This is a genomic window from Enterococcus gallinarum NBRC 100675, from assembly GCF_001544275.1.
GTDB classification, from domain to species: Bacteria; Bacillota; Bacilli; order Lactobacillales; family Enterococcaceae; genus Enterococcus_D; species Enterococcus_D gallinarum.
Genome location: NZ_BCQE01000014.1, coordinates 42,635 through 64,321, shown reverse-complemented (window position 1 = coordinate 64,321; position 21,687 = coordinate 42,635). Strand labels below are relative to the sequence as shown.

Annotated in this window: 22 protein-coding genes; 8 read left to right on the top strand and 14 right to left on the bottom strand. The window is 41.6% G+C overall.

Annotation, left to right across the window (positions count from 1 at the left end):
* Positions 1-146: 146 nt before the first annotated feature.
* Positions 147-293: a hypothetical protein gene (locus EG2_RS19145; RefSeq protein ID WP_086269049.1), complete on the top strand. Its 147-nt coding sequence runs from the start codon at positions 147-149 to the stop codon at positions 291-293.
* Between the two features lie 259 nt (positions 294-552).
* Here the strand turns inward: EG2_RS19145 and EG2_RS09490 are convergent, their stop codons facing one another.
* The 10 genes from EG2_RS09490 to EG2_RS09450 are packed head-to-tail and all read right to left on the bottom strand — an operon-like array spanning position 553 to position 8,261.
* Positions 553-1,947, bottom strand: a complete 1,395-nt coding sequence (locus EG2_RS09490) for an oxaloacetate decarboxylase subunit alpha (protein WP_060814514.1) — start codon at positions 1,945-1,947, stop codon at positions 553-555.
* Positions 1,940-2,491, bottom strand: a complete 552-nt coding sequence (citX, locus tag EG2_RS09485; RefSeq protein WP_060814513.1) for a citrate lyase holo-[acyl-carrier protein] synthase — start codon at positions 2,489-2,491, stop codon at positions 1,940-1,942. Before citX ends, EG2_RS09490 begins: the two co-directional genes overlap by 8 nt.
* The gene (gene citF / locus EG2_RS09480) at positions 2,484-4,016 is read right to left on the bottom strand and encodes a citrate lyase subunit alpha (RefSeq protein ID WP_060814512.1); all 1,533 of its coding nucleotides are present in this window, start codon (positions 4,014-4,016) and stop codon (positions 2,484-2,486) included. Before citF ends, citX begins: the two co-directional genes overlap by 8 nt.
* Positions 4,017-4,018: 2 nt before the next feature.
* A complete protein-coding gene (citE, locus tag EG2_RS09475; protein ID WP_060814511.1) occupies positions 4,019-4,906 on the bottom strand; it encodes a citrate (pro-3S)-lyase subunit beta in 888 nt (295 codons plus the stop codon).
* Entirely contained in the window at positions 4,894-5,202 is a 309-nt protein-coding gene (gene citD, locus EG2_RS09470) for a citrate lyase acyl carrier protein (protein WP_060814510.1), read from the bottom strand. The genes citE and citD overlap by 13 nt, the downstream gene beginning before the upstream one ends.
* Positions 5,203-5,208: 6 nt before the next feature.
* Positions 5,209-6,195, bottom strand: coding sequence for a [citrate (pro-3S)-lyase] ligase (citC, locus tag EG2_RS09465; protein WP_060814509.1), 987 nt, complete (start codon positions 6,193-6,195; stop codon positions 5,209-5,211).
* A gap of 21 nt (positions 6,196-6,216) precedes the next feature.
* A complete protein-coding gene (locus EG2_RS19585) occupies positions 6,217-6,342 on the bottom strand; it encodes an OadG-related small transporter subunit (RefSeq protein WP_005470670.1) in 126 nt (41 codons plus the stop codon).
* A gap of 15 nt (positions 6,343-6,357) precedes the next feature.
* Positions 6,358-7,473, bottom strand: coding sequence for a sodium ion-translocating decarboxylase subunit beta (locus EG2_RS09460; protein WP_060814508.1), 1,116 nt, complete (start codon positions 7,471-7,473; stop codon positions 6,358-6,360).
* A 47-nt stretch (positions 7,474-7,520) separates the two neighbouring features.
* Positions 7,521-7,916, bottom strand: coding sequence for an acetyl-CoA carboxylase biotin carboxyl carrier protein subunit (locus EG2_RS09455; RefSeq protein ID WP_060814507.1), 396 nt, complete (start codon positions 7,914-7,916; stop codon positions 7,521-7,523).
* A gap of 18 nt (positions 7,917-7,934) precedes the next feature.
* Positions 7,935-8,261 carry a hypothetical protein gene (locus tag EG2_RS09450; RefSeq protein ID WP_060814506.1) on the bottom strand — a complete coding sequence of 109 codons (327 nt, stop codon included), beginning with the start codon at positions 8,259-8,261 and terminating at the stop codon, positions 7,935-7,937.
* A gap of 420 nt (positions 8,262-8,681) precedes the next feature.
* Between EG2_RS09450 and EG2_RS09445 the strand changes: the two genes are divergently transcribed.
* The 3 genes from EG2_RS09445 to citG all read left to right on the top strand — a co-directional run bounded on the left by EG2_RS09445 (position 8,682) and on the right by citG (position 11,724).
* Positions 8,682-10,028, top strand: a complete 1,347-nt coding sequence (locus tag EG2_RS09445) for a CitMHS family transporter (protein WP_005470665.1) — start codon at positions 8,682-8,684, stop codon at positions 10,026-10,028.
* A 144-nt stretch (positions 10,029-10,172) separates the two neighbouring features.
* The gene (locus EG2_RS09440) at positions 10,173-10,868 is read left to right on the top strand and encodes a GntR family transcriptional regulator (RefSeq protein ID WP_003125752.1); all 696 of its coding nucleotides are present in this window, start codon (positions 10,173-10,175) and stop codon (positions 10,866-10,868) included.
* On the top strand, positions 10,861-11,724 hold the full coding sequence (citG, locus tag EG2_RS09435) for a triphosphoribosyl-dephospho-CoA synthase CitG (protein WP_060814505.1): 864 nt from the start codon (positions 10,861-10,863) through the stop codon (positions 11,722-11,724). The genes EG2_RS09440 and citG overlap by 8 nt, the downstream gene beginning before the upstream one ends.
* On the opposite strand, the gene EG2_RS09430 is transcribed toward citG, so the two are convergent.
* Positions 11,721-12,431, bottom strand: a complete 711-nt coding sequence (locus tag EG2_RS09430; protein WP_060814504.1) for a response regulator transcription factor — start codon at positions 12,429-12,431, stop codon at positions 11,721-11,723. The two genes, citG and EG2_RS09430, sit on opposite strands and share 4 nt — an antisense overlap.
* Positions 12,432-12,481: 50 nt before the next feature.
* Here EG2_RS09430 and EG2_RS09425 point away from each other — a divergent pair, with 50 nt between their 5' ends.
* From EG2_RS09425 to EG2_RS09415, 3 genes are all read left to right on the top strand, one after another.
* Complete coding sequence (locus EG2_RS09425; RefSeq protein WP_060814503.1) at positions 12,482-14,293, top strand: sensor histidine kinase; 1,812 nt, start codon at positions 12,482-12,484, stop codon at positions 14,291-14,293.
* A 381-nt stretch (positions 14,294-14,674) separates the two neighbouring features.
* Positions 14,675-16,033: a Y-family DNA polymerase gene (locus tag EG2_RS09420; protein WP_060814502.1), complete on the top strand. Its 1,359-nt coding sequence runs from the start codon at positions 14,675-14,677 to the stop codon at positions 16,031-16,033.
* Positions 16,034-16,135: 102 nt separating this feature from the next.
* Positions 16,136-16,717, top strand: a complete 582-nt coding sequence (locus EG2_RS09415; protein ID WP_060814501.1) for an SOS response-associated peptidase — start codon at positions 16,136-16,138, stop codon at positions 16,715-16,717.
* A gap of 61 nt (positions 16,718-16,778) precedes the next feature.
* On the opposite strand, the gene EG2_RS09410 is transcribed toward EG2_RS09415, so the two are convergent.
* Complete coding sequence (locus tag EG2_RS09410; protein WP_060814500.1) at positions 16,779-17,381, bottom strand: short chain dehydrogenase; 603 nt, start codon at positions 17,379-17,381, stop codon at positions 16,779-16,781.
* A 241-nt stretch (positions 17,382-17,622) separates the two neighbouring features.
* On the opposite strand from EG2_RS09410, the gene EG2_RS19140 reads away from it, so the two are divergent.
* Positions 17,623-17,799, top strand: coding sequence for a hypothetical protein (locus EG2_RS19140; protein ID WP_167757172.1), 177 nt, complete (start codon positions 17,623-17,625; stop codon positions 17,797-17,799).
* A 104-nt stretch (positions 17,800-17,903) separates the two neighbouring features.
* Here the strand turns inward: EG2_RS19140 and EG2_RS09405 are convergent, their stop codons facing one another.
* Both EG2_RS09405 and EG2_RS09400 read right to left on the bottom strand, forming a co-directional pair.
* On the bottom strand, positions 17,904-19,652 hold the full coding sequence (locus EG2_RS09405) for an ABC transporter ATP-binding protein (protein ID WP_060814499.1): 1,749 nt from the start codon (positions 19,650-19,652) through the stop codon (positions 17,904-17,906).
* A complete protein-coding gene (locus tag EG2_RS09400) occupies positions 19,636-21,390 on the bottom strand; it encodes an ABC transporter ATP-binding protein (protein WP_060814498.1) in 1,755 nt (584 codons plus the stop codon). Before EG2_RS09400 ends, EG2_RS09405 begins: the two co-directional genes overlap by 17 nt.
* Positions 21,391-21,687: the final 297 nt, after the last annotated feature.

The window sequence follows — 21,687 nt, the reverse complement described above, 5'->3', positions numbered from 1 at the left end:
AGAAAAAGGGAGTCTGTTATGCAAAAAAAGGTAAATTGACGAAAATAGATCGAAAATCTGTTAAATTTGTTATTTTTTGTTAAAGAACCCTTGATTGTAAGCGGTATTTTTGTTATTCTTTAAAGGTAGAGGAGGTGGATAGTGCAGTGTATGCTATCAAGATATTTCATGGTTATCTGACAGCACAAGGAAAAAGAACTCGAGATAAATCAATTGCTTTGACTTATACATGCAAAGAAGATGCCGAACGCTTCGCAAATAAAATTGGCGGGAGAGTTAAAAAAATTGGATAACCTAAACTATTGAAAAAGAGTCGTCGACCATTGATTGTTGACCACTCTTTTTGTTTTGTTAAAAAATATTCTCTAGCAAATCCTTTTTTCTATTTGTTTTTATTTCTCGCTTGCCAAAAATAAAAATACACTGCTGCGATCAATTGTTGAATGGTCATTTTTTCCCCTTTTTACTTCTATTAGCCATAAAAAAATGACTGAAACGTCTGAGTTGAAACAAAGTGTTTTCTCGTTCAGAAACGTTTCAGTCATTTTCTTTTTATGGGATCGCGATAGTTACGTCGACTGTCTGGATTGCCACATCATAAAACGGATCTTCTCGTCTTCCCAAGAAATCTTTTGCTTGAGCTGGGAAAAGTGCATACATCAGCACATCTTCTTCCGTTTTGGCATATTCATTGATTTCTTGCTCGAATGCAGGGAGCTGCGGCGGAATCAAATCTGCTGGACGTTCGGTGATCATCGCTTCTGTTCCAATGATTTTTTCTTGGATCTCTGTTTTGATCGGTGCCGGAGGACGACCGTAAAGACCACGAACGTAATCCTTGATCTCCGTTGGGACTAATTTGTAGCGTTCACCAGAAATCACATTCATCAACGCCTGTGTGCCAACCATTTGAGACAAAGGGGTAACTAAAGGAGGAAATCCAAGATCGGCACGCACTTTTGGCACTTCGGCCAATACTTCTTCGTACTTGTCCTGCAGACCTTGTTCTGTCAACTGGCTCAATAAGTTGGATAACATCCCACCAGGCACTTGATAAATCAATGTTTTTGGTTCTGTATCTTTGACTTTCGGATTCAAGATCCCTTCCTCTCGGAACCGATCACGGATTGGATTGAAATAATCAGCAACTTCAGCCAATTTCTTTTTGTCCAGGTTTGTCTCAAATCCTAGTTCTTCCAAGGCAATCGCCACAGATTCTGTTGCTGGCTGACTCGTTCCCCCTGCAAATGAAGAAATTGCTGTATCAATTATATCTGCTCCAGCTTCTGCAACTTTCAAATAAGTCATTTCTGAAATACCACTGGTGGCGTGGGTGTGGACCTCTAATGGCAGATCCACAGCATCTTTGATTCGACTGACCAATTCAAATCCGATCTGAGGGGTCAGCACACCAGCCATATCTTTGATACAAATCGAATCAGCTCCAAGATCCGCCATTTCTTTTGCTAAGTGCACAAAATATGCAACGGTATGCACTTCGCTGGTTGTATAAGAGATCGCTGTTTGACAATGACCGCCAGCTTCTTTAGCTGTTGTGATAGAAGTCGCCAAATTTCGGGTATCGTTCAACGCATCAAATACACGAATAATATCGATGCCGTTTTTGATCGACGTCTCAACAAATTTTCGCACCACATCATCCGCATAATTTTTGTATCCCAGTAAGTTTTGCCCCCGAAGAAGCATCTGCAATTTGGTGTTCTTCACTTCGCGGCGAATCTGCCGTAGACGTTCCCAAGGATCTTCATTTAAGAAACGAATACATGAATCAAAGGTTGCTCCGCCCCACATTTCTAATGAATGGTAGCCTACTTCATCCAATGTTTTGATGATGGGCAACATATCTGACGTCGGCATTCTGGTAGCAATCAAGCTTTGTTGGCCGTCACGTAAGACTGTTTCCATGAATTGAATTTTCTTAGTCATCTGCTTGCATCCTTCCTTTTGAAACGAGTTCATTTATTTTTTGCTGTATTGTTTCGACAGAATGCCTTCTTGATCGTCCACATAGTTTTGCTTCCTTGTCACAAACAAAACAGCGGCGTTTGGGGTAGTCTAACGCTTCGCGACTGATCGACTGCACTTCACCCGCTTCTAGCCAGAGCACATCAAGATCGGCTAATCGCCCATAAGGATGGCTTTCTTCAAGTTTCACCATCCTTTTCTTTAATTCTTCTTTTTTTAAAGGAAGTAAAAGAAAATATTCATAACCAGTTTTTTCATTTCGATAAAGATGAAGGAAAGAAAAAACATCGGCCACAGCTAATTCGACTTCATCCATCAAACTTTTAAAAACGACTTCTAATCCAGCTGATGTTTTGACAGGTCCGGGAATATTCATGGTGGCCGACAGCAGTGTGTATTGGGGCGCCGACTCCAGTAACTCTTTTTGCCGTTTTGCACGCTGTTCTCTCGCCGCCAATACTTCTGCTAATGAAACTTCCGGTCCCTCAAATAACAAGCTACACATTTCTCACAACATCAATGAGGGTGCCATCGCGGTATTCAATCAATGCCACTACTTTATCGCCATAGTGAATGGCTTCAGGCGTTCCAACAATCTGGTAAGCTTTCTCTTTTAACTCTTCGATCGTATACTGAGGCACATCTAATGTTTTAAACTGTTCAATCAAATCTTGACGTGCTGGATTGATGGCAATCCCTACTTCTGTCACGATCACATCGATACTTGTTCCTGGAGTGACCACCGTATTTACTTTGTCAACGATCGTTGGAATTCTGCCTCGCACTAATGGGGAAATAACGAGACTCATTTTGCATGCCATACTCGTATCAGAGTGCCCGCCTGATGCGCCGCGAATCACACCATCAGATCCTGTCATTACGTTCACATTGTAGTCTGTATCGATTTCCAATGCAGACAAAATGGCGGTGTCTAATTGGTTGATCACCGAGCCTTTACTTAACGGCGAAGCATACATCTCGGCATCGATTTCATAGTGTCCGGCATTGCTTCCTAATGAAAGGGCTGAAGAATGATCGAAATCTTGTACATCAATAATTTTTTCAACCAATCCTTCCTCCAATAGTTCCACCATTGCATTGGTAATCCCGCCTAATGCAAAGCTCGCTTTTATTCCGTCTTTCAGCATCGCTTCGCGCAAAAAGCGGGAAACAGCTAATGCAGCACCACCGGTACCTGTTTGAAAGGAGAAACCCTCTTTATAGTAAGGAGAATTTGTGATCACTTTTGCTGCGTATTCTGCGATCAATAGTTCTTTCGGATTTTTGGTAAAGCGAGTTGCCCCTTTGGCAATCCCTTGTGGGTCACCGATTGCTTCCACTTCAACCACATAATCCACATCGGTTTGCGGAATACTGATTGGTGTATTCGGAAATGGTACCAGCGTATCTGTGATGATCACGACTTTATCTGCATATTTTGCATCGATCATTGCGTACCCTAATGACCCACAGGTGGCTTTTCCTACTGTCCCATTGGCATTACCATAAGCATCTGCACTTGGTGCGCCTAAAAAAGCCACGTCGATATGCACATCACCAGCGGCAATGGCCCGAGCACGACCGCCATGTGAACGGATCACAACAGGATTTTCCATGATTCCTGCTGAAATCGCCGCCCCTACATTGTCTCTCAATCCGCTGGAAGTAATATTGGTGACAACGCCATTTTTGATATGGTCAATCAATGGTGCATGGACGTTTGCGATGGAGCTCGGGGCAATCGAAATATTTTTGATACCCATATTAGCGATTTCTTCCAAGACCATATTCATGACATAATCCCCTTCACGAAAATGATGGTGGAAGGAAATCGTCATGCCATCTTTCAGCCCTGTCTTTTCGATGGCTTCACGAATACTACCAAGAAGTTTGGTATCTCTTGGGCGAACGGGAGTAACGGTACGACTCGCTTCTTGATACGTATCGATATGCACCAATTCTCCTTCGAACACACCGTATTGATCCGCATATACTTGTGGAATATCTTTGCCTACTTTGTTCATGACCATGCCTAAATCTCCTCCTCCGTAATCAACTTCGCGGCCTTAGCCAATGCAATCACTCGCTGTGCCCGTTCAACGATGGGCTTGTCCACCATTTTTCCATTGACTGAAATAACTCCGGAGCCTTTTGCTTCCGCCTCACGAATGCCCCAGATGACTTCTTTGGCATTCTGGATTTCTTTGTCAGTCGGTGTATAAATCGCATTTACCAATGGGATTTGTCGTGGATTGATCACGGACTTCCCATCAAATCCTAGTTGCTTGATTTGTTGCACTTCATTTTGGAATCCTGTTACATTGTCCACGTCCGAATAGACGGTATCGATAGCCGCGATTCCTGCAGCTCTGGCTGCATGCAGAATCATGTTGCGGGCAAAGGATAATTCCTGCCCATCCGGATAGCGCTTGGTTTTCATATTTGTGACATAATCTTCTGCTCCTAAAGCAATTCCGATCAGTCGCTCTGACGCTTTGGCAATTTCCCGTGCGTTCAATACCCCTTCTGCAGATTCAATGGCTGCCATCATTTTTGTTGTGCCCACTGGAATCTGATTGTCTTTTTCAACAGATGCAATGACCGCATCCACATCTAAAATATCTTGTGCTGTCTCTGTTTTTGGTAAGCGAATAACCTCAACGCCAGCCAAAACCATTGCTTCGACATCTTGGGCGCCACCTGCCTCCAAACTATTGATCCGTACGACTGTTTCTACATTGCTGTAATCAAATGTTTTCAATGCAAAGTGCACCAATGTACGCGCGGAGTCTTTTTCTTTAAGAGAAACGGCATCTTCTAAATCAAACATAATTGAGTCTGCACCATATAAGGGTGCGTCCCTTAGCATTGCTGCATTTGCACCTGGAACAAACATCATGGTTCTTCTTAAGCGTTCCATGAATCAATCTCCTTCCAATCATATTCGTCTTTTTTTGCTGCCCGATGAATCGCGGTAATGGTTCGAGCTTGAATCGTACAATCCAAAGCGCCTTTATCAACGGCAGCTACTCGAATAGACTTGATCCCTAAATTTTTGATGGTCTCTTCGATCACCTTTTTGATTTGTTGACCAAATTGTTTCTCTACACTGCTTTCCAAAGAAATTTGGATCTCGTCTGTTTCAGTCGGCTCGACAGTAATCAAAATGTCGCTCGACTCTACTGTACCGGCCACTGCGATTTGTGTAATTTCCATAGGGTTTCACCTCTCGTTTTTTAAATAATGATATGTCGTTGATGGCAAAAATTGTCTCAAACGGCGGTCATCCTGATTTTTCAAGGCTTCTCTAACTTTAGTAGCACTTATGATCTCACCATCGATACTCAATCTAGGTAAAATAACCAATTCTAATGAGTCGCCAAACATTTCCTGCATCGCATGATTATACGTATCGGTCACCTTTGAATAGGGTTCTTCTCCGACAAACCGTGTCCGAATGTCTAATACAGGTGCTATCTTCTCTTTAAACAGTTGCGCATCAACCTTTGCCTGGATCTTCGCTACTGTTTCTATGGCACTGTCTTTCAGAAAATAGGAAGGAAACGTTGCGGAAGATACAAGGTAATCATTGGTGGGAAAAACCGTTACATTGGACAAGTGTGCGACTCCACGTTTTACCATTTCCATCCGGTCTGCAGTCGAAAACTCTGAACGATCTTCGGATAACACAAAGACATAAACTTGCTGACTCTGTTGCGCAGCTGTCTCGACAAGATACTGATGTCCTTTGGTAAAGGGATTGGCATTCATCACTATGCCGCTTCCGATCCCCATTTTTTTCCCTTTAGCCAGCGTAGAAAGATAGCTCGCAAAATTTGGCAATCCTCGTTCCATAAAAAGAATTTCTGAGGTTGCGATGATTTTCTGAAACCCTAGTGAGCGAAAGATCAATTCATTGCTAGGTTTTGAATACAAGAAATAATGCTGTTCTCCTTCTTCTGCCAAGCGATCAACCAGATGCTGAATGATTTCCGTCAGTAGATTTTCTGATTGAAAGGCTTTGCAAACAACCAAGCATTTCAATATGTTGTGATAATAGGATCCAGTAGCAACCAGTAAATCGTTATCGTAGATTCCCACTGTGTAATCAAGTTCTTCCTCTTTATTCAGACCGGCTCGATCCATCAAGGAAGCCCACTGTTTATAGACTCCTTGATCTCTTAGCCATAGCCGTTTTAATGAATACATAAACGTCTCTTCTTTATCTTTTTATTTTTTTATTGGAAAAAGTTTGCTGAGCAGCATCGAAGCAAGATAGATAATCAAGATAACCACGAAGACGCCGCCCCATCCTAGCACTAATAATTCCAGTGATTTCATTAAATCTGCTGACATCGAATCTCTCCTTTCTTAGGTTAGTAAGGCAAGCAATAAACCACCTGCAATAACTGAAGCAATCTGACCAGAAACATTGGCACCGGCTGCATGCATCAAAATAAAGTTTTGTGGGTCTTCATCCGTTGCCATTTTTTGGATCACTCGACTTGACATAGGAAATGCAGAAATTCCCGCGGCTCCAATCATTGGATTGATTTTCTCTTTTCTGAACAGGTTCAGCACTTTTGCAAACAAGACACCACCTACAGAGTCCATGATGAAGGCAACAAGACCTAAAGCGATCACCATCAATGTATCGACTTGCAAAAATTCTTCATACTGCATTTTTACTGAGATAGAGAGCCCCAACAAAATACTAATGATGTTTACCAACTCATTTTGAGCTGTGATAGAAAGTCGGTCTAATACGCCGCATTCTCTCAAGAGATTTCCGAACATCAAGAAACCAACTAATGGCAGAGATACAGGGGCAATGAGCCCGGCAACGACAGAGATAACGATCGGAAAAAGAATTTTTGCTGTTTGTGAGACTTCGCCAGCGCGATAATTCATACGAATCGAACGCTCTTTTTTCGTTGTGACCGCCTTGATCGCAACCGGCTGAATGATCGGCACCAAAGCCATATAAGAATAAGCAGCAACCATGATTGCTCCCATATATTTGGAATTCAAAGTGTTGGCTACAAAGATCGATGTTGGACCATCGGCGGCTCCAATGATTCCAATGGAAGCTGCATCATTTAAATCAAATCCTAATAAGACAGCGACGATGATCGTAAAGAAAATACCAAATTGGGCTGCAGCCCCAAATAAAAGAAGAAAAGGATTTTGGAGCAGCGGACCGAAGTCGATCATGGCACCAATTCCGATAAACAAAAGCAATGGAAATAACTCGGTTGAGATCCCCATATCAAACAATACTTGAAAAGGACCAGGTTCCCCGCCAGCACTCAAAACACCAGAGTTCGGGAAATTTACTAAAATCGTTCCTAGTCCCATCGGAACTAGCAGCGTTGGTTCATATTCTTTTTTGATTCCTAAATACATCAGGATGCCACCGACTACCATCATGACAATCCGTCCGGGTTCTTGTCCCATCCCTAAAAAGCCTTCAATCAGAGTTTCCACTAACGTCACTTCCTCTATTCATTAAATTTTTTATTGATTCATCCCTATTAATGAATCGTAATCAATGGGTCACCAGGATTGACCATCTCTCCTTGATTCACATGAATACCAGCTACTGTTCCCGCTTTTCCGGCAACAATCTCATTTTCCATTTTCATGGCTTCTAATATCATCAATGGCTGATTTTCCTCCACAGTATCTCCAACATTCACTAAGATTCTCAAAATCGTTCCCGGCATTGGAGAAGACATGGCATCTGCGCCTGCAGCAATGGGTGCCTCAGAAACAGATGGTGCCTCGGCTGCGGCTGGTGTTGCGGTTTGTGGAGCTGGTGTTTCAACTACAGGTTGAACTGGTAGCACAGGTTGTGGTGTACCACCAATTTCTTCCATCTCTACTAGATATTCTTTGCCATCAATCGAAATTTTAAATTTACGTAACATTGTTTTTCCTCCAAAATGCTAATTTTTATTGATTCTTCGAATAACAAACTGACTCTTTTCATTTAATCCAGCAGCTAGACTTGACGCGATGATGGAAACAAGTTTCGCCTCCGGATTGCGCTGCATTACTTTCTTGACCACAAATTGGCTCTTAGGTTGATCACCTGCCGCAATGGCTGTGGCGATCAAACTAACAAGTTGATATTCTTCTGCACTAGCTTCGATATATGCAGGAACCGCTTTCCATTTCATTCCAGATTCATTATCATCGAGGGTTTCAGAAGATATTTTTGTTATTTCTTGATGTGGTTCACTTTTTTTGAACAGTCGGGCGAATAATCCCATGAAGTTACTCCTTTCATTTTTTTCGTTCTCAACCACATTATATTGATAATGGACCAATTCGGTAGTTCTAAATCAAAGATTATTGTTTTTTTTCTGTTCCTATTTCTTCGCCTTATAACAAAAAGGCTGATAAACATTGTTAAATCAACGTTTACCAGTCGTTAAGATTTTATTAATATCTTGTTAAGCCTCTTTTAAGAACACCTATACCAAATTGTTTTTTTCCTGTTCTTTTTCAGAATTCAATCTATCTTATCAAATGAATATTGCTTATTCTATAGTCGTCAAACGGAAAAGCTACTTGTTTCCAATACGTGTCTTTCTCCCCCAAAGGCATGAAGCTTTGTTTTTTATTGGAATGAATTGGCACCGTTTACAAAAACAGAAATTATTAAATCAGTTGTAGAAAGGAAGAAAAATATGTTATTGACGGTTTTATCTTATGCCATGATTATTGTCTTTATGTTTGTAATCATGAAAAAGAAAATGTCTCCATTCACTTCTTTGGTAGTCATTCCTTTGATTTTTACCTTAGTTGCAATGGTGTCAGGAGTATCCAAAGAGGGAAACATCGGGGATTTTGTTCTAGAAGGAATCAAAACAACTTCTAATACGGGGATTATGTTGCTGTTTGCGATACTATACTTCTCGATCATGCTGGACGCTGGATTATTTGATCCGATTACCAAAAAAATGATCTATTTCGCAAAAGGCGATCCGATGAAAGTTTTGATGGCAACTGCTGTCGTTGCGGCCACCGTTTCTCTAAATGGGGATGGAACGACCACTACCCTGATCTGCTGTTCAGCCTTTATTCCGATTTATAAAAAATTAAACATGAAAATGATGAACCTCGGGGTACTGGTGATCTTGCAAAACACCATCATGAACTTGCTCCCTTGGGGAGGACCTACTGCTCGTGCGATGGCCGTTTTAGAAGTTGATGCCGATATCCTTACTTATCTGGCACCAGGAATGATCATCTCAGTTCTTTATGTCATCTTCTTTGTTGCTCGCAGAATGGGGAAACAGGAACGGGCACGCTTAGGAATCACTGAATTGACTGCAGATGAAATCGAAGAAATGACAACGGTAACAGACCCTGAAACACTACAGATTCGCCGGCCAAAAAACTTTCTTTTCAATGGTATCTTGACGATTGGATTGATTGCATGGCTCGTAGCTAGCTCATTCATTGACTCGATTGCACTGCCACCACTTTTGTTGTTCTTAGTTGGAACATGTATTGCTTTAATGGTCAACTACCCTGTTTTAAAAGACCAATCTTCACGAATTGGAGCCAATGGCGGAGATGCTGTTCAAGTCGTTATCTTAGTCTTTGCAGCTGGCGTATTTATGGGATTGTTCCAAGGTTCAGGTATGGCAGAAGCATTGGCTAACAGCTTTACTCACATTATTCCGAAAGAATTAGCCGGCTTCTGGGGGCTAGTCATCGCCCTTATTTCTGCGCCAGGTACCTTCTTCATCTCAAATGATGGTTTCTATTTTGGTGTGTTACCTGTATTGGCAGAAGCAGGACGTGCTTATGGCTTTACCAATATGCAGATGGCTCTTGCTTCATTGATGGGACAGGCGTTCCACTTGTTAAGCCCATTGGTTGCCTTTATCTACTTGCTGTTACGTTTGACTGGATTGGATATGGGTCAATGGCAAAAAGAATCAGCAAAATATGCATTGGGGATCTTTGTCATCTTTATCGTTACCATTGTGTTATTAGGTCATATGCCGCTTTACATTCCACAATAATATTCAGGATTGATTGGGACGGGTCGTCATTGCGGTCTCGTCCCTATTTTTATTAGTAATACATGAGGAAATCAAAGAAAATCTTGAAAAAAATTTACTAGCATGTTTTATTTTCAGAGGTATCATGAGAAATGAGGAAAATAAATGAGTAATATAGTTGAAGCCGTAAAAAAAAATCTTGATTTAACACAAAACAAAACATTAAACGTTCTGATTTATGAAGCGTTTCGAAAAACCATCATCCTTGGTGATATTCCAGCAGGTACTCGAATCAACGAGAAAGTCTTTGCTGAAGAATTGAATATTAGTCGAACTCCTATTCGCCTAGCTATGAAGCAATTAGTGAATGAAAAACTTGTCGAACATATTCCTAAAGCGGGAATCGTCGTCAAAGGTATTCGCATCAAAGATGCCTACGAAATTTATGATATCCGTAAATCATTAGATACCCTAGCAACGATCAAAGCCATGAATCAAATGACTGAAGCAGATTTCCAAGAACTGCAAACATTATTAGAACAAGGGGAACAATATAATGAGGCCGATGAAATAGAGCTGGTTTTAAAAAATTTCTCTGATTTCAACGCATTTATCTACGAAAAAAGTCAAATGCCTCGCTTAAAATCAATTGTCCTAGAACTACAAGCCTATCTCGTTTATTTTCGCGACATCGCTATCCGTTCGACGAAACGAAGAGATAAAGCATTGGAAGAACACTGGTTGATTTTTCGCGGGATGAAAACAAAAAATGTCGAACAAATCACGCTGATCACGCATGAACACCTTGATCGATCCTTGCAGTTTATTTTGGCGGAAATGGAGCGTAGACAAATTGACTGAGTCCCTTTCGAACCAGATTACCGACTATGCCATCAAAGCATTGTTCTATGAAGTCAGTCTCAGTCCTAAACCTGGACTTGTGGATCCCTTGACAACCGGTGCGCACCAAGACATGAACTTATTTACATTTATCGATAGCACGATCAGCTTACGTCCGTATTTTCACCAGTATCTACATGCGGGGCTGACACACAAAGGAACCCCTAGGGAGTTGTTTGATAAGCTTAGAAAAATCGGAGTAGCTGCAGAAAAAGCCATGCTGCGTGCGACACATGCCATCAATACGCATAAAGGAGCCAATTTTTCTTTTGCAGTCATTTTAGGGGCGACTGGTTGGTACTTGCAAGAAGAAAAGACATTGCCTTTAATAAAAGAAGATAGCGAGAGGATTTTGACTTACACGCAGCAAATGACAAACCACCTACTCGCAGAAGATTTCAATGACTTAGAGAAAAAGACCCAGCTCACTTATGGCGAAAAGCTTTACCTGGAATATGGAATAACCGGGATTCGAGGAGAAGCCGCAGCAGGCTACCCTAGTTTATCGCATAAACTACTCCCCTTTCTACGAACAACTGTTGATTTCCCAATGGAGGAACGTTTATTGCGGGGACTGATTTTCTTGATGAGTGAGATCGAAGATGGGAATTTATTGCATCGCGGTGGTTTATCCGCTTGGCAAACAGTGAAAGAAGAAAGCAAAAAAATTCACCAAGCCACCTTCTCAAAAGAAGAATTGCTTGATGAATTACAAAGCTATGATAGGATTTTGACTCAACGCCACTTAAGTCCTGGAGGTTCTGCTGATCTATTGGCATTAGGTATTTATTTTGCTCAACTAGAAGAGATCCTTTAAGCACCATCGGGCAAAAAGGTATAGCCTAATCCCCATACTGTCTTGATATAGCGTGCTTGCTTTGGATCATCTTCAATCTTATTTCTTAAATGATTGATAAAAACCATGACCGTATTTGCGTCTAGCTCACTGCCGTTCCATACGCTTTGATAGATTTGTTCTTTCGAAAAAACTTGATCCGGGTTTTCTATAAAGAATTGCATCAATTTTGTTTCCTTGGATGAGAGCTTGATTGGCTCTTCCTTTTTGTAGAGTTGGTAGCGGGACTTGTCAAAGCAGAAATCCCCAATCATGATTTTGCTCTCTTTTGAAAGGGCACGATGCTCTTTGAGAACTTGACCTCTATCAAGGGTCACTGTTACTTGTGCTTTTAATAAGTTAGGCAAAAATGGCTTGGTAATATAATAATCTCCGCCCATTTCCAATCCAGTAATGATGTCTTCTTCATTTTTCTTGCCACTGAGAAAAATGATCGGGACAAGTGGATCTTCTTCACGTATAATCTGAGCAAGATAGTACCCATCGTTTTCATGTTCTAAACTAATGTCCAATAAAAATAAATCAAATTTTACCCGTGTCATGATATCGACTGTCTTTTCAACTGAATCACTTTGATAAATCAAGATTCCGGTCGATTGGAGTGATTTCCATATCAATCGTCGTATTGCTGGATCATCATCAACGACAAGAATTTTTTCGTTTCTCACTTTTTTTCCTCCTAGTTCTTTGGATCAAATTATTAAAGGGAGCGTTTTTTATGAAAAAGCCTTCAAGCAGATTGCTTGTTCTAGGAATGATGACCGTCCTTTTTTTGACTGTATTAGGAATGGTCATCACAGCAAACAGCTATCAGCAGACACAAAAACATGCGTTAAAAATGGGGGAGAATCAACTAGCCAAAATCAATGACTCTGTAATCAAAATATTGCGATTGGAAATCAAATCTTATACTTTAGCACTGGAAGATTATGCTTCGAATATTTTTAATGAAAAAAATTACCATGAACTGATCGAAGACACTCAGTTGGACAACAGTCTCCTATTCAAGACCTCGGCTGCCGCCGGATTATATCTTGTTTCACCAACGGGCACTCTCCTTTCTGGCAAAGACATCCATGCAGACCAATTTGTTAAAGAACCTGTCAAAGTCACGGCTTTTGATCAAGATCCCCTTTATCTCAAAGCTTTAAAGGGTTCGGTTCTTCAAAACGGCGAAGCTTACTTTGCTGATAATACGTCTTATGTCAATTTATATCGGCCGGTCTATGACAAGCATCATGTGCTTCAATCTATCTTGGTTCTGCCAATCAATCTTGAAGAGCTGTATCAGCAAGAGATTGACACAACAGAAAACCAAAATGGCTATACGATGGTCAAAAATGAAGAAATGAAAGTGCTCATGCACCCTTCCACCGAACAAATCGGATTAGACATCATCAATGGGCGAAAGCTGAAATATCCTGACCTCGACTACAGCGATTTGGCTCATTTAGAAGATGTCCAAAAGACCAATGAAAAAGGAACATTAAGCTACAATTCTTACTGGTGGACAGAAGAAGACCCCAAAAAAGTTTTAAAAATCTCAGCCTATGAATGGATTACGGTTGGGGATGCACGCTGGATCGTTGCCAGTTCATCGGACTTTTATGAACGAAATGGACTCGCACTGCAAAAAAATCTGATCATACTTGGCTTACTGACCATTCTCTTAGCAATCATCATTCTTTTAGCAGTCAGTTTTAGTCATTACAATCGCCAAAACCGGACCTATATCGAAAATCTGCGTTTAGTTGAACGGCAAAATTTTTTGAAGGAAAAGCATGCCCTTGAAAAATCAATGATGCAAAAATCGCAATTGGAAACAGTAGGTCTGCTAACCACTACCATTGTTCATGACATGAATAATTTTCTTACTCCGATGATCGGAAATCTGCAACTGTTGATTGAAGAATACCAGTCAAACGAAGCGCTTGTTGCTGATCTAAATGAAGTCTACCAAGCAGCGCAAAAAGGCCAAAACCTTTCTACTAATGTATTGCGCTTTACTAAGACTGGGATCAAAACGAAAGAATCCCTCTCGATCGAAGAAGTGGTATCAGAAGCCATTGACACCATGCGCGTACTCGTACCAAAGAAAGTCACATTGACGTATCAAGCTTCTTTTGTGGGCACTGCACTCATTGAAGCCAGTGACTTACAAGTTATCTTATACAATTTGATCACCAATGCTTATCAGGCTCAGCCAGAAAACCCGCACATCCAAGTCAGACTTAGTGCAGCAGCAGATAAGCAGTTGACAGCATTCCAAAACCATTCACTTGCTTATTGCGACAAACATTTTGCACAACTTACCGTGACAGATAATGGTCCAGGGATCCCGAAAGAAATAGAAAGTAAAATGTTCACGCCTTTTTTCACAACGAAGACAGAGTCCAATGGAACTGGTCTCGGCTTATTCATCGTCTCATCGATTGCTAAGAAAAACGATTGGATCTTACAAGTAAAAAGCACCGTCTATGGAACGACCTTTACACTAGGAATCCCAATAGATAGCGACAACATTCAGTAATCGCTTGCATTGCTTATCTAAGCCTTTTGTTCGTTCATTCACTATACCTTTATTATAACGAAAAAGAATGAAGGTTTGACGAAAAGTACAATAAAAAACCAGCTATTGTTTGTCGTCATTAGCCGAAACTCATTTTAGTTTGTCACGGAAATTCCCTCTTGTTTTTCCGCAATGAAAAAATTACAGGATAGCTCATCGCGTGACTATTAGCGCCAGCTTCTGTTCTGCTTTTATCTCATTAAAGCCCTTCTCAAGGGCTTTTTTTTGTTGCAGCTGTTTTTAATTGTCGCGATTATTTTACAAAAACCAAAAATTTTAAGGTGTGTTCGCTTTACAAAAGAGAACATATGTTTGTATTATACAACTAGGGAGGCGTTTTTGATGGGGAGATTTAATTATGAAGAAGAACCGTTACGGGATATTTTGTTCATTGATGTAAAATCTTTCTATGCATCTGTCGAATGTGTCCAGAGAGGGCTAGATCCTTTGACCGCCCTGCTCGTAGTCATGTCTCATTCAGATAACACAGGAAACGGGTTAGTCTTAGCAGCTTCGCCAATGGCGAAAACTGTTCTGGGGATCACCAATGTCACTCGTGCTGACAACTTGCCCAACCATCCGGATCTATATAAAGTTTCTCCTCGCATGAATCTATATATCAAAGAAAATTTGAAAGTCAACAACGTTTATCGGAACTATGTGGCGGACGAAGACCTCTTACTCTATTCAATTGATGAGTCGCTGATGGATGTGACGCAAACGTTACATTTATTTTTTCCTGATCCTTCTCTTTCTAGAAGCGAGAAGCGGCACAAAATGGCAGAAAAAATCAAAGCCCATGTCTTCAAAGCGACCGGACTGCGGGTAACTGTCGGGATCGGTGATAATCCTCTTCTTGCAAAATTGGCCCTCGATACCGAAGCAAAGAAAAATCCCACCTTCATTGCCGAATGGACGTATCAAGATGTGGAAAGTAAAGTATGGGGAATTTCGCGGATGACTGATTTTTGGGGGATTGGTTCTCGAACCCAAAAACGATTGACTCAGTTAGGGATCGAATCGATCAAAGCATTGGCTCATGCCGATCCAGATTTTTTGCGCAGCCGTATGGGTATCATTGGGGAACAATTATACCACCATGCCAACGGGATCGATCGAACGATTTTAGCGGAACCGGCCCCAAAAACAATGGAAAAAAGTTATGGCAATAATCAAGTCTTAAATCGAAATTATTACTTGCAGAGCGAGATCGAATTAGTTATCAAAGAAATGGCAGAACAAGTCGCCGCCCGAATCCGTCGTGAAGGCTGCCAAACACAATGTATCCATCTCTATATTGGAACAGCTTTTGGAGAGACACAGAAGGGCTTTGCCCACCAAATGAAAATCCCTGCGACAGATAACACCAAACTATTGATTGCTCACGCACTGTTCTTATTTCGCAAATACTACACAGGACAAGTGGTACGTCATGTGGGGATCACTTATTCGAGACTGGTTTTTACCCAAAGCGTTCAGCTCGATTTGTTCCAAGATCCGGAAGAACAACTAAAACAGCGAAAGCTTGATTTACTGATCGATAAAATTCGCGCCAAATATGGATTTACTTCGATCGTTCATGCTGCCAGCAAACTGGAAGGCGGACGAGCGATTGCACGGGCGAATCTCGTTGGTGGACATGCCGGTGGAATGGATGGTATCTCAAACGAACCTCAAGGCAAAGCAGTTCGACCAAAATAGGATGGCGGCTAAGCATTTTGCTATACGCCTATCTCTTTTGCTGATAAATTGAATCTGTGGACCAGTCGGAATTCACAGCATTGCTAAAAAGGAGGAAACACCATGTGTGGGAGATATTTATTTGATCCAAGGACAGGGGAGCTGTCTGATTATTATCAAGAACTAGTCACGATAGCCAAAGAACAAAACAAAAAAATCGCTGTTGATGAAGTTTTCCCTTCCAACCAAGTCGTCACGCTGATTGCCGATGATTCGCAGCAAATCGTACCGATCCTAACCCATTGGGGCTTTACTGGTTTCAAAAAAGGCCAACTTTTAATCAATGCCCGAGCAGAAACCGTAGAAGAAAAACGTACTTTCAAGAAGCCATTTCTGGAAAATCGCTGTGCCTTTCCAATGTCTGGCTTTTATGAGTGGGATAGCGATAAGCACAAGTTTCTCTTTGACTCCTCGGAGCCCCTCTACCTTGCTGGTTTCTATCGGAACCATTCTACTGCCAGCGGTTCGGAAGATGAATCCATTATTCTGACGACCAAGCCCAATGCAACGATTGCACCAATTCATGATCGGATGCCTGTTTTGTTGTCGAAGGCAGATGTTTTGCCTTGGATCACGGATGTGACTTTCGCAAGAAACTATCTACTCCAAACGATGCCTGATATTCACCCACAACCTGTTTCGTAAACCAAAACGCCGCCAGAAGAATTTGCTTCTTCTGACGGCGTTTTTTTCGCGAGTGACGGCTTTAATAAACAGTAAAGGTCCGTCCTGTCATGATACCAAAAACTGATTTTTCATAGGCAGCAAAAACTTTTTCATCCGCGACAGGCAGAAATCCTTGGAATGAGGGAGCATAGGTCTCCCAAGAGCCTGCCAACGCATTCGGACTGACCGCATTGATACGAATGCCACGACCAATTTCTAACGCCGCTGAAGCAACAAAAGCACCGATTGCGCCATTCACCAGCGCCGAAGAAGTACCCATCGGAATAAACTCGTCTTGAATGATGCCTGAGGTCAACGTGATACTGCCGCCCTCCGTTAAATAATGCTGTCCGATCAACACTAGATTGACTTGGCCTTGCAGCTTGCTGTCAATGGAGCGCTGATTTTCTTCCGGTGTCAACTCCGCAAAAGGTTTGAAGACGGTACTACCCGCTGCGGAAATAATAGCATCTACAGTACCGATCTCTGCAAACAGCGTCCGAATACTTTCCGGATCAGCAATCTCCACGCGGTAGTCCCCTGCACTTCGACTCGCCGTGATAACCTCAACAGATTTGTCTTGTAAACCAGCCAGCAAAATTTTCCCTAATGTTCCGGTATGTCCCACTAAAAGAACTTTCATACAATCATCTCATTTCGCCTATTTTTTCTCATTCTACGGCAGATTTTTTCTTTTTACAAACGTTAGCTGTCCTTTTCCTCTTTCTCCTCTTTCCCCTCTTTCTGTGTAGGTAAGTCTTGAATTAAGAGGATAGGATAAAGACAGCTATTGTCAAATTACGAAAAAAGTTTGAATGTTTTGTGAAACGCCTTCCTTGTAAAAGGACTTCTATGGTATAACTCTAAAAAAGAAGGTGAAGCTTATGAAAAAAGAAGAACTTTGTACAAGTAAATTCTATTTAGCGAAAGTAATCGGACAACCTACCTTACAAAAGATCAAGATCATTCGCTTACTGAGTAATACAGCGACTGTCGAACTTTTAGAAGGGGGCAACTACGGCGTAGCCAAACTCAGTGACATCCAGCCATTGACCGATTAGCGGTTAGTAAAGACTGTTCTAAAAAAGCGTCAAGCAAACAAGGAAATTCCTAGGCTTGACGCTTCTTCTATCTTATTAAAAAAGTGAGTCTTATCCTTGATGAATCAGAGTTGCTCTGACTGCATTTGGTACATTTGCTGATAGATTCCCCCAGCTTGTACCAGACTGGCATGATTGCCCCGTTCAACGATTCTACCTTGATCTAAAACTAGGATTTGCTCTGCTTGCTTAATCGTTGATAAGCGGTGAGCGATCATAAAAGTGGTCCGTCCTTTTTGCAAGACTGTCATTGCTTTTTGAATGATCGACTCCGTTTCGGTATCAACGTGACTCGTTGCTTCATCTAGAATCAAGATTTTTGGATCAAATACCAAAGCACGAGCAAAGCTGATCAATTGACGTTCGCCACTGGAAAACTCATTGCCTTTTTCTACGACGGGGTGATGGATACCTTTCGGATAACGCGTCAGCAGGTAACCGGCACCAACTTGTTCTAATGCGGATAGGATCATCTCTTCTGTGATTGACGGATCATTCATACCGATATTACTGGCAATCGTTCCTGTAAACAGATAGGGATCTTGCATCACGATTGCCATCGAACGACGAACGCTGTGACGGTCAAATGCTTCGATCACTTGATCATCGATCGTGATAGTCCCTGCTTGAGGGTCATAAAAACGGAACAGTAAGTTCAAGATACTGGATTTCCCAGATCCTGTATGCCCTACTAATGCGACTGTTTCACCTGCAGATACTTGAAAATCGATCTCATGTAAAACAGCTTGCTCTGGATCATACCCAAAGGTTACTTGATTGAAAGAAACATTTCCTTCCTTGATAGCGATGGCTGCTTCTTGCTGTTTTTCAATTGGCTGATCAGCAAACTCAAAGACTCGTTTGCCGGCAGCTAGCGATTGCTGAACATTGGTGATCGTTTGGACCAGACCTTCAATTGGGTCATAGAGTCGATTGATATAATCAATAAAGGCATAAAGCAAACCTGCGGAGATAGCGAGCCGGCCATCCAAGAAGAATGCCGATAATGTCGTGATCAGAATCAGGATCGTTGAATTCCGTAAAAGATTGCCCAATCCCCAGGCAATACTCGAATCCAATAACAGATACTTTCGGCCTGTCTGAAACCATTTCTCGACGGTCTCATTGAATTCTTTCTGCAGTTGGCCTTCTCTCTGAAAGGCCTGAATAACTGCCATTCCTTGAACAAATTCATTTAACTGACCACTGATTTGAGAAATATATTCCCGCATGGCAATATTATAACGGGAAGCATACTTCGTATAAACATGTTGCCAAATACCCAGAATCGGAATCAGAATAAGCATAGCCAATCCTAGAGTATGATTCAGGAAAAAGAGTGCCAAGAAAGCCCCAATGATTTGAATGATATTGCTCATCAAATTACTGATGACGATCACATAGAAATTGGAGCGCAAAACTTCCGTGTCATTCGTGATTCGCGCGACTACTTTCCCAGCAGGAATCTGATCAAAATAAGAAACGGGCAATTGATGCATATGGTCAAAAAGCTGGTCCCGCATTTTCTTCACAATGCGGTTTGACATTTTACGCAACTGCAGCAAGCTGATATAACGAAAGAGCGAGCCAATCAAATTGATCAGCAAGTAACCCGCTAACAATTGGATCAAGAAAAGGATATTCAAATTCCCTGTCTCAACCGATGGAGTCATGACGCCGTCAATCAACCGTTTGGCAATCAGCGGTGATGTCAATTCCAGTGCAGCACCTAGCAATAACAACACTGCACCGATCGAAAATTGTTTTTTGTAATAGCCTACATAAGACAGCAGGCGCTTAATCGTTGAGAACATCTTGATCGTCCTCCTTTAACTGTTGATGATAATATTGCTCTTGGTACCATCCAGGAACTGCGATCAGCTCCTGATGGGTCCCTCTTTGGATAACATGCCCATCTTCCAAAACGATCACTTGGTCGGCGTCCGTAATGGCGGATAAGCGGTGGGTCACGATGATCGAAGTCGGTGCATCTGTCATTTCTTTAAGGTTTGCGATGATCGTTTGCTCTGTTTTTGCATCGACAGCTGACAAAGCATCATCCAGCAACAGTACATCACTCCTTCGCAGAAAGGCCCGTGCTAACGACAAACGTTGCTTTTGCCCCCCTGATAAAGAAACTCCCTTTTCACCGACTAATGTTTCAAGACATTCTGGCATCCGTTTGATGTCTTCAGCGAAACATGCGAGTGATAACGCTTGCCATAAGCGTTCTTCGGATGCGTCTGGATCCCCGAACAATAGGTTTTCTCGAATCGTTCGTGAAAACAACGTATGCTCTTGCGGAACTTCCGCAAAGTGACGACGAATCTCTTCTGTCTGAAAAGCAGTCAAAGGCTGCCCATTGATCAATGGCATTTGATTTGAATACGGGTACCGATGTCCGAACTGACGTAGCAAGGAAGTCTTACCACTACCTGTTTTGCCGACGATCCCCACCACTTCTCCTTTGGTAATAGTCAGATCAACATCTTGTAAGACAAATCGTTCCGTATTCGGATATTTGAAACTGTACCGAGAGAATTCAATTGTTTGGATCGTCGGTACAAGTTGTTGTCCTGCAGATTCTAGCTGATCGCCAGTCTGCAATACTTCATTGATCCGACGCCAAGAAGCAGCTCCTTGCTGCATCACATTTACCAGATCTCCTGCTGAAATCATCGGCCAAACCACCATCGTTAAATAGACTTGGAAAGATAGCATCGCACCAATAGTGATTTGTTGGTTGGCTACTAGGAAAGCCCCGATCCCAAAACTCATCACAAAACTAATCGCCAAAATGATTGTAATCAGCGGCCCAAAACGGGAATCAATCTCGGAAACGATGTCGTTTTTTTCACGAGTCTCTGTTGTTTTTTGCTGAAATTGCTGCGTCGTTGCTGCTTCTAAGCCGAATGCTCGTACCACTCGGATACCATCGATGATCTCCAACACTTCACTATTCATCTCGGAAACAGAGTTTTGTGCTTCTGTAAAGGCTTTATCTACTTGCGAACCCCATTTGAAAATGTAGTATGCCAAGAGAGGCATAGGAATCAGTGCAATGATTGTCAATACCCAAGAGACTGTAATCGCCATCATGGCAACGATAAAACTCAAATAGAGACTCGTATTCAAGAAAACCATCAACCCATAGCCTACGGTCATTCCCATGACTTGAACATCGTCACTAGAACGAGTCATTAAGTCTCCCGTTCGAAACCGATGATAAAAGGGAGCCCCCATGTTCAAGAAATGCTTCATCAATTGCTGACGCAATTGCTTTTGCAAATCGTATGATCCGATAAATAAATTAAATGTCCAAATAAATTCTGCAATATAGCCTAAAAGTATCGCACCGGCAAACAAGCTGACATAGCGAATCAAAATTGCCATCGTAAAATCATCTTGAATCAGTGCATCAATGAATAAGCGCAAAATATAGATCGGTGCCACATACATCCCGCTGGCAATAACCATAAAAATAAATACGATTGCATAACGCAATTTATGCGCTTTAAAATACGTCGTTAATTGTTGTAAAATATATTTCATTTTCTTCCCTCTCAATCTAAAAAAGTACACAAAAAAGCTCTGCCCTTTCGGAAAAAGGACAGAGCATAACGTCAAAAAATATCGACACTATCTGTGTACTAACGGATTACCGAATAAGGGATTAACTACTATTTTGTTGTTTGCGAATTTTGCTGTAACGTTTTGCATCGTAATCCCTCCTTCTTTTTTTATTTGCTGACTACAAGTAACACTTTACAGATAACTATGAGAATTTGCAAGAATTTTTATTAATTTTTTTTAAAAATGATTGACTTTCTTATAGTCCTTTTCATCACT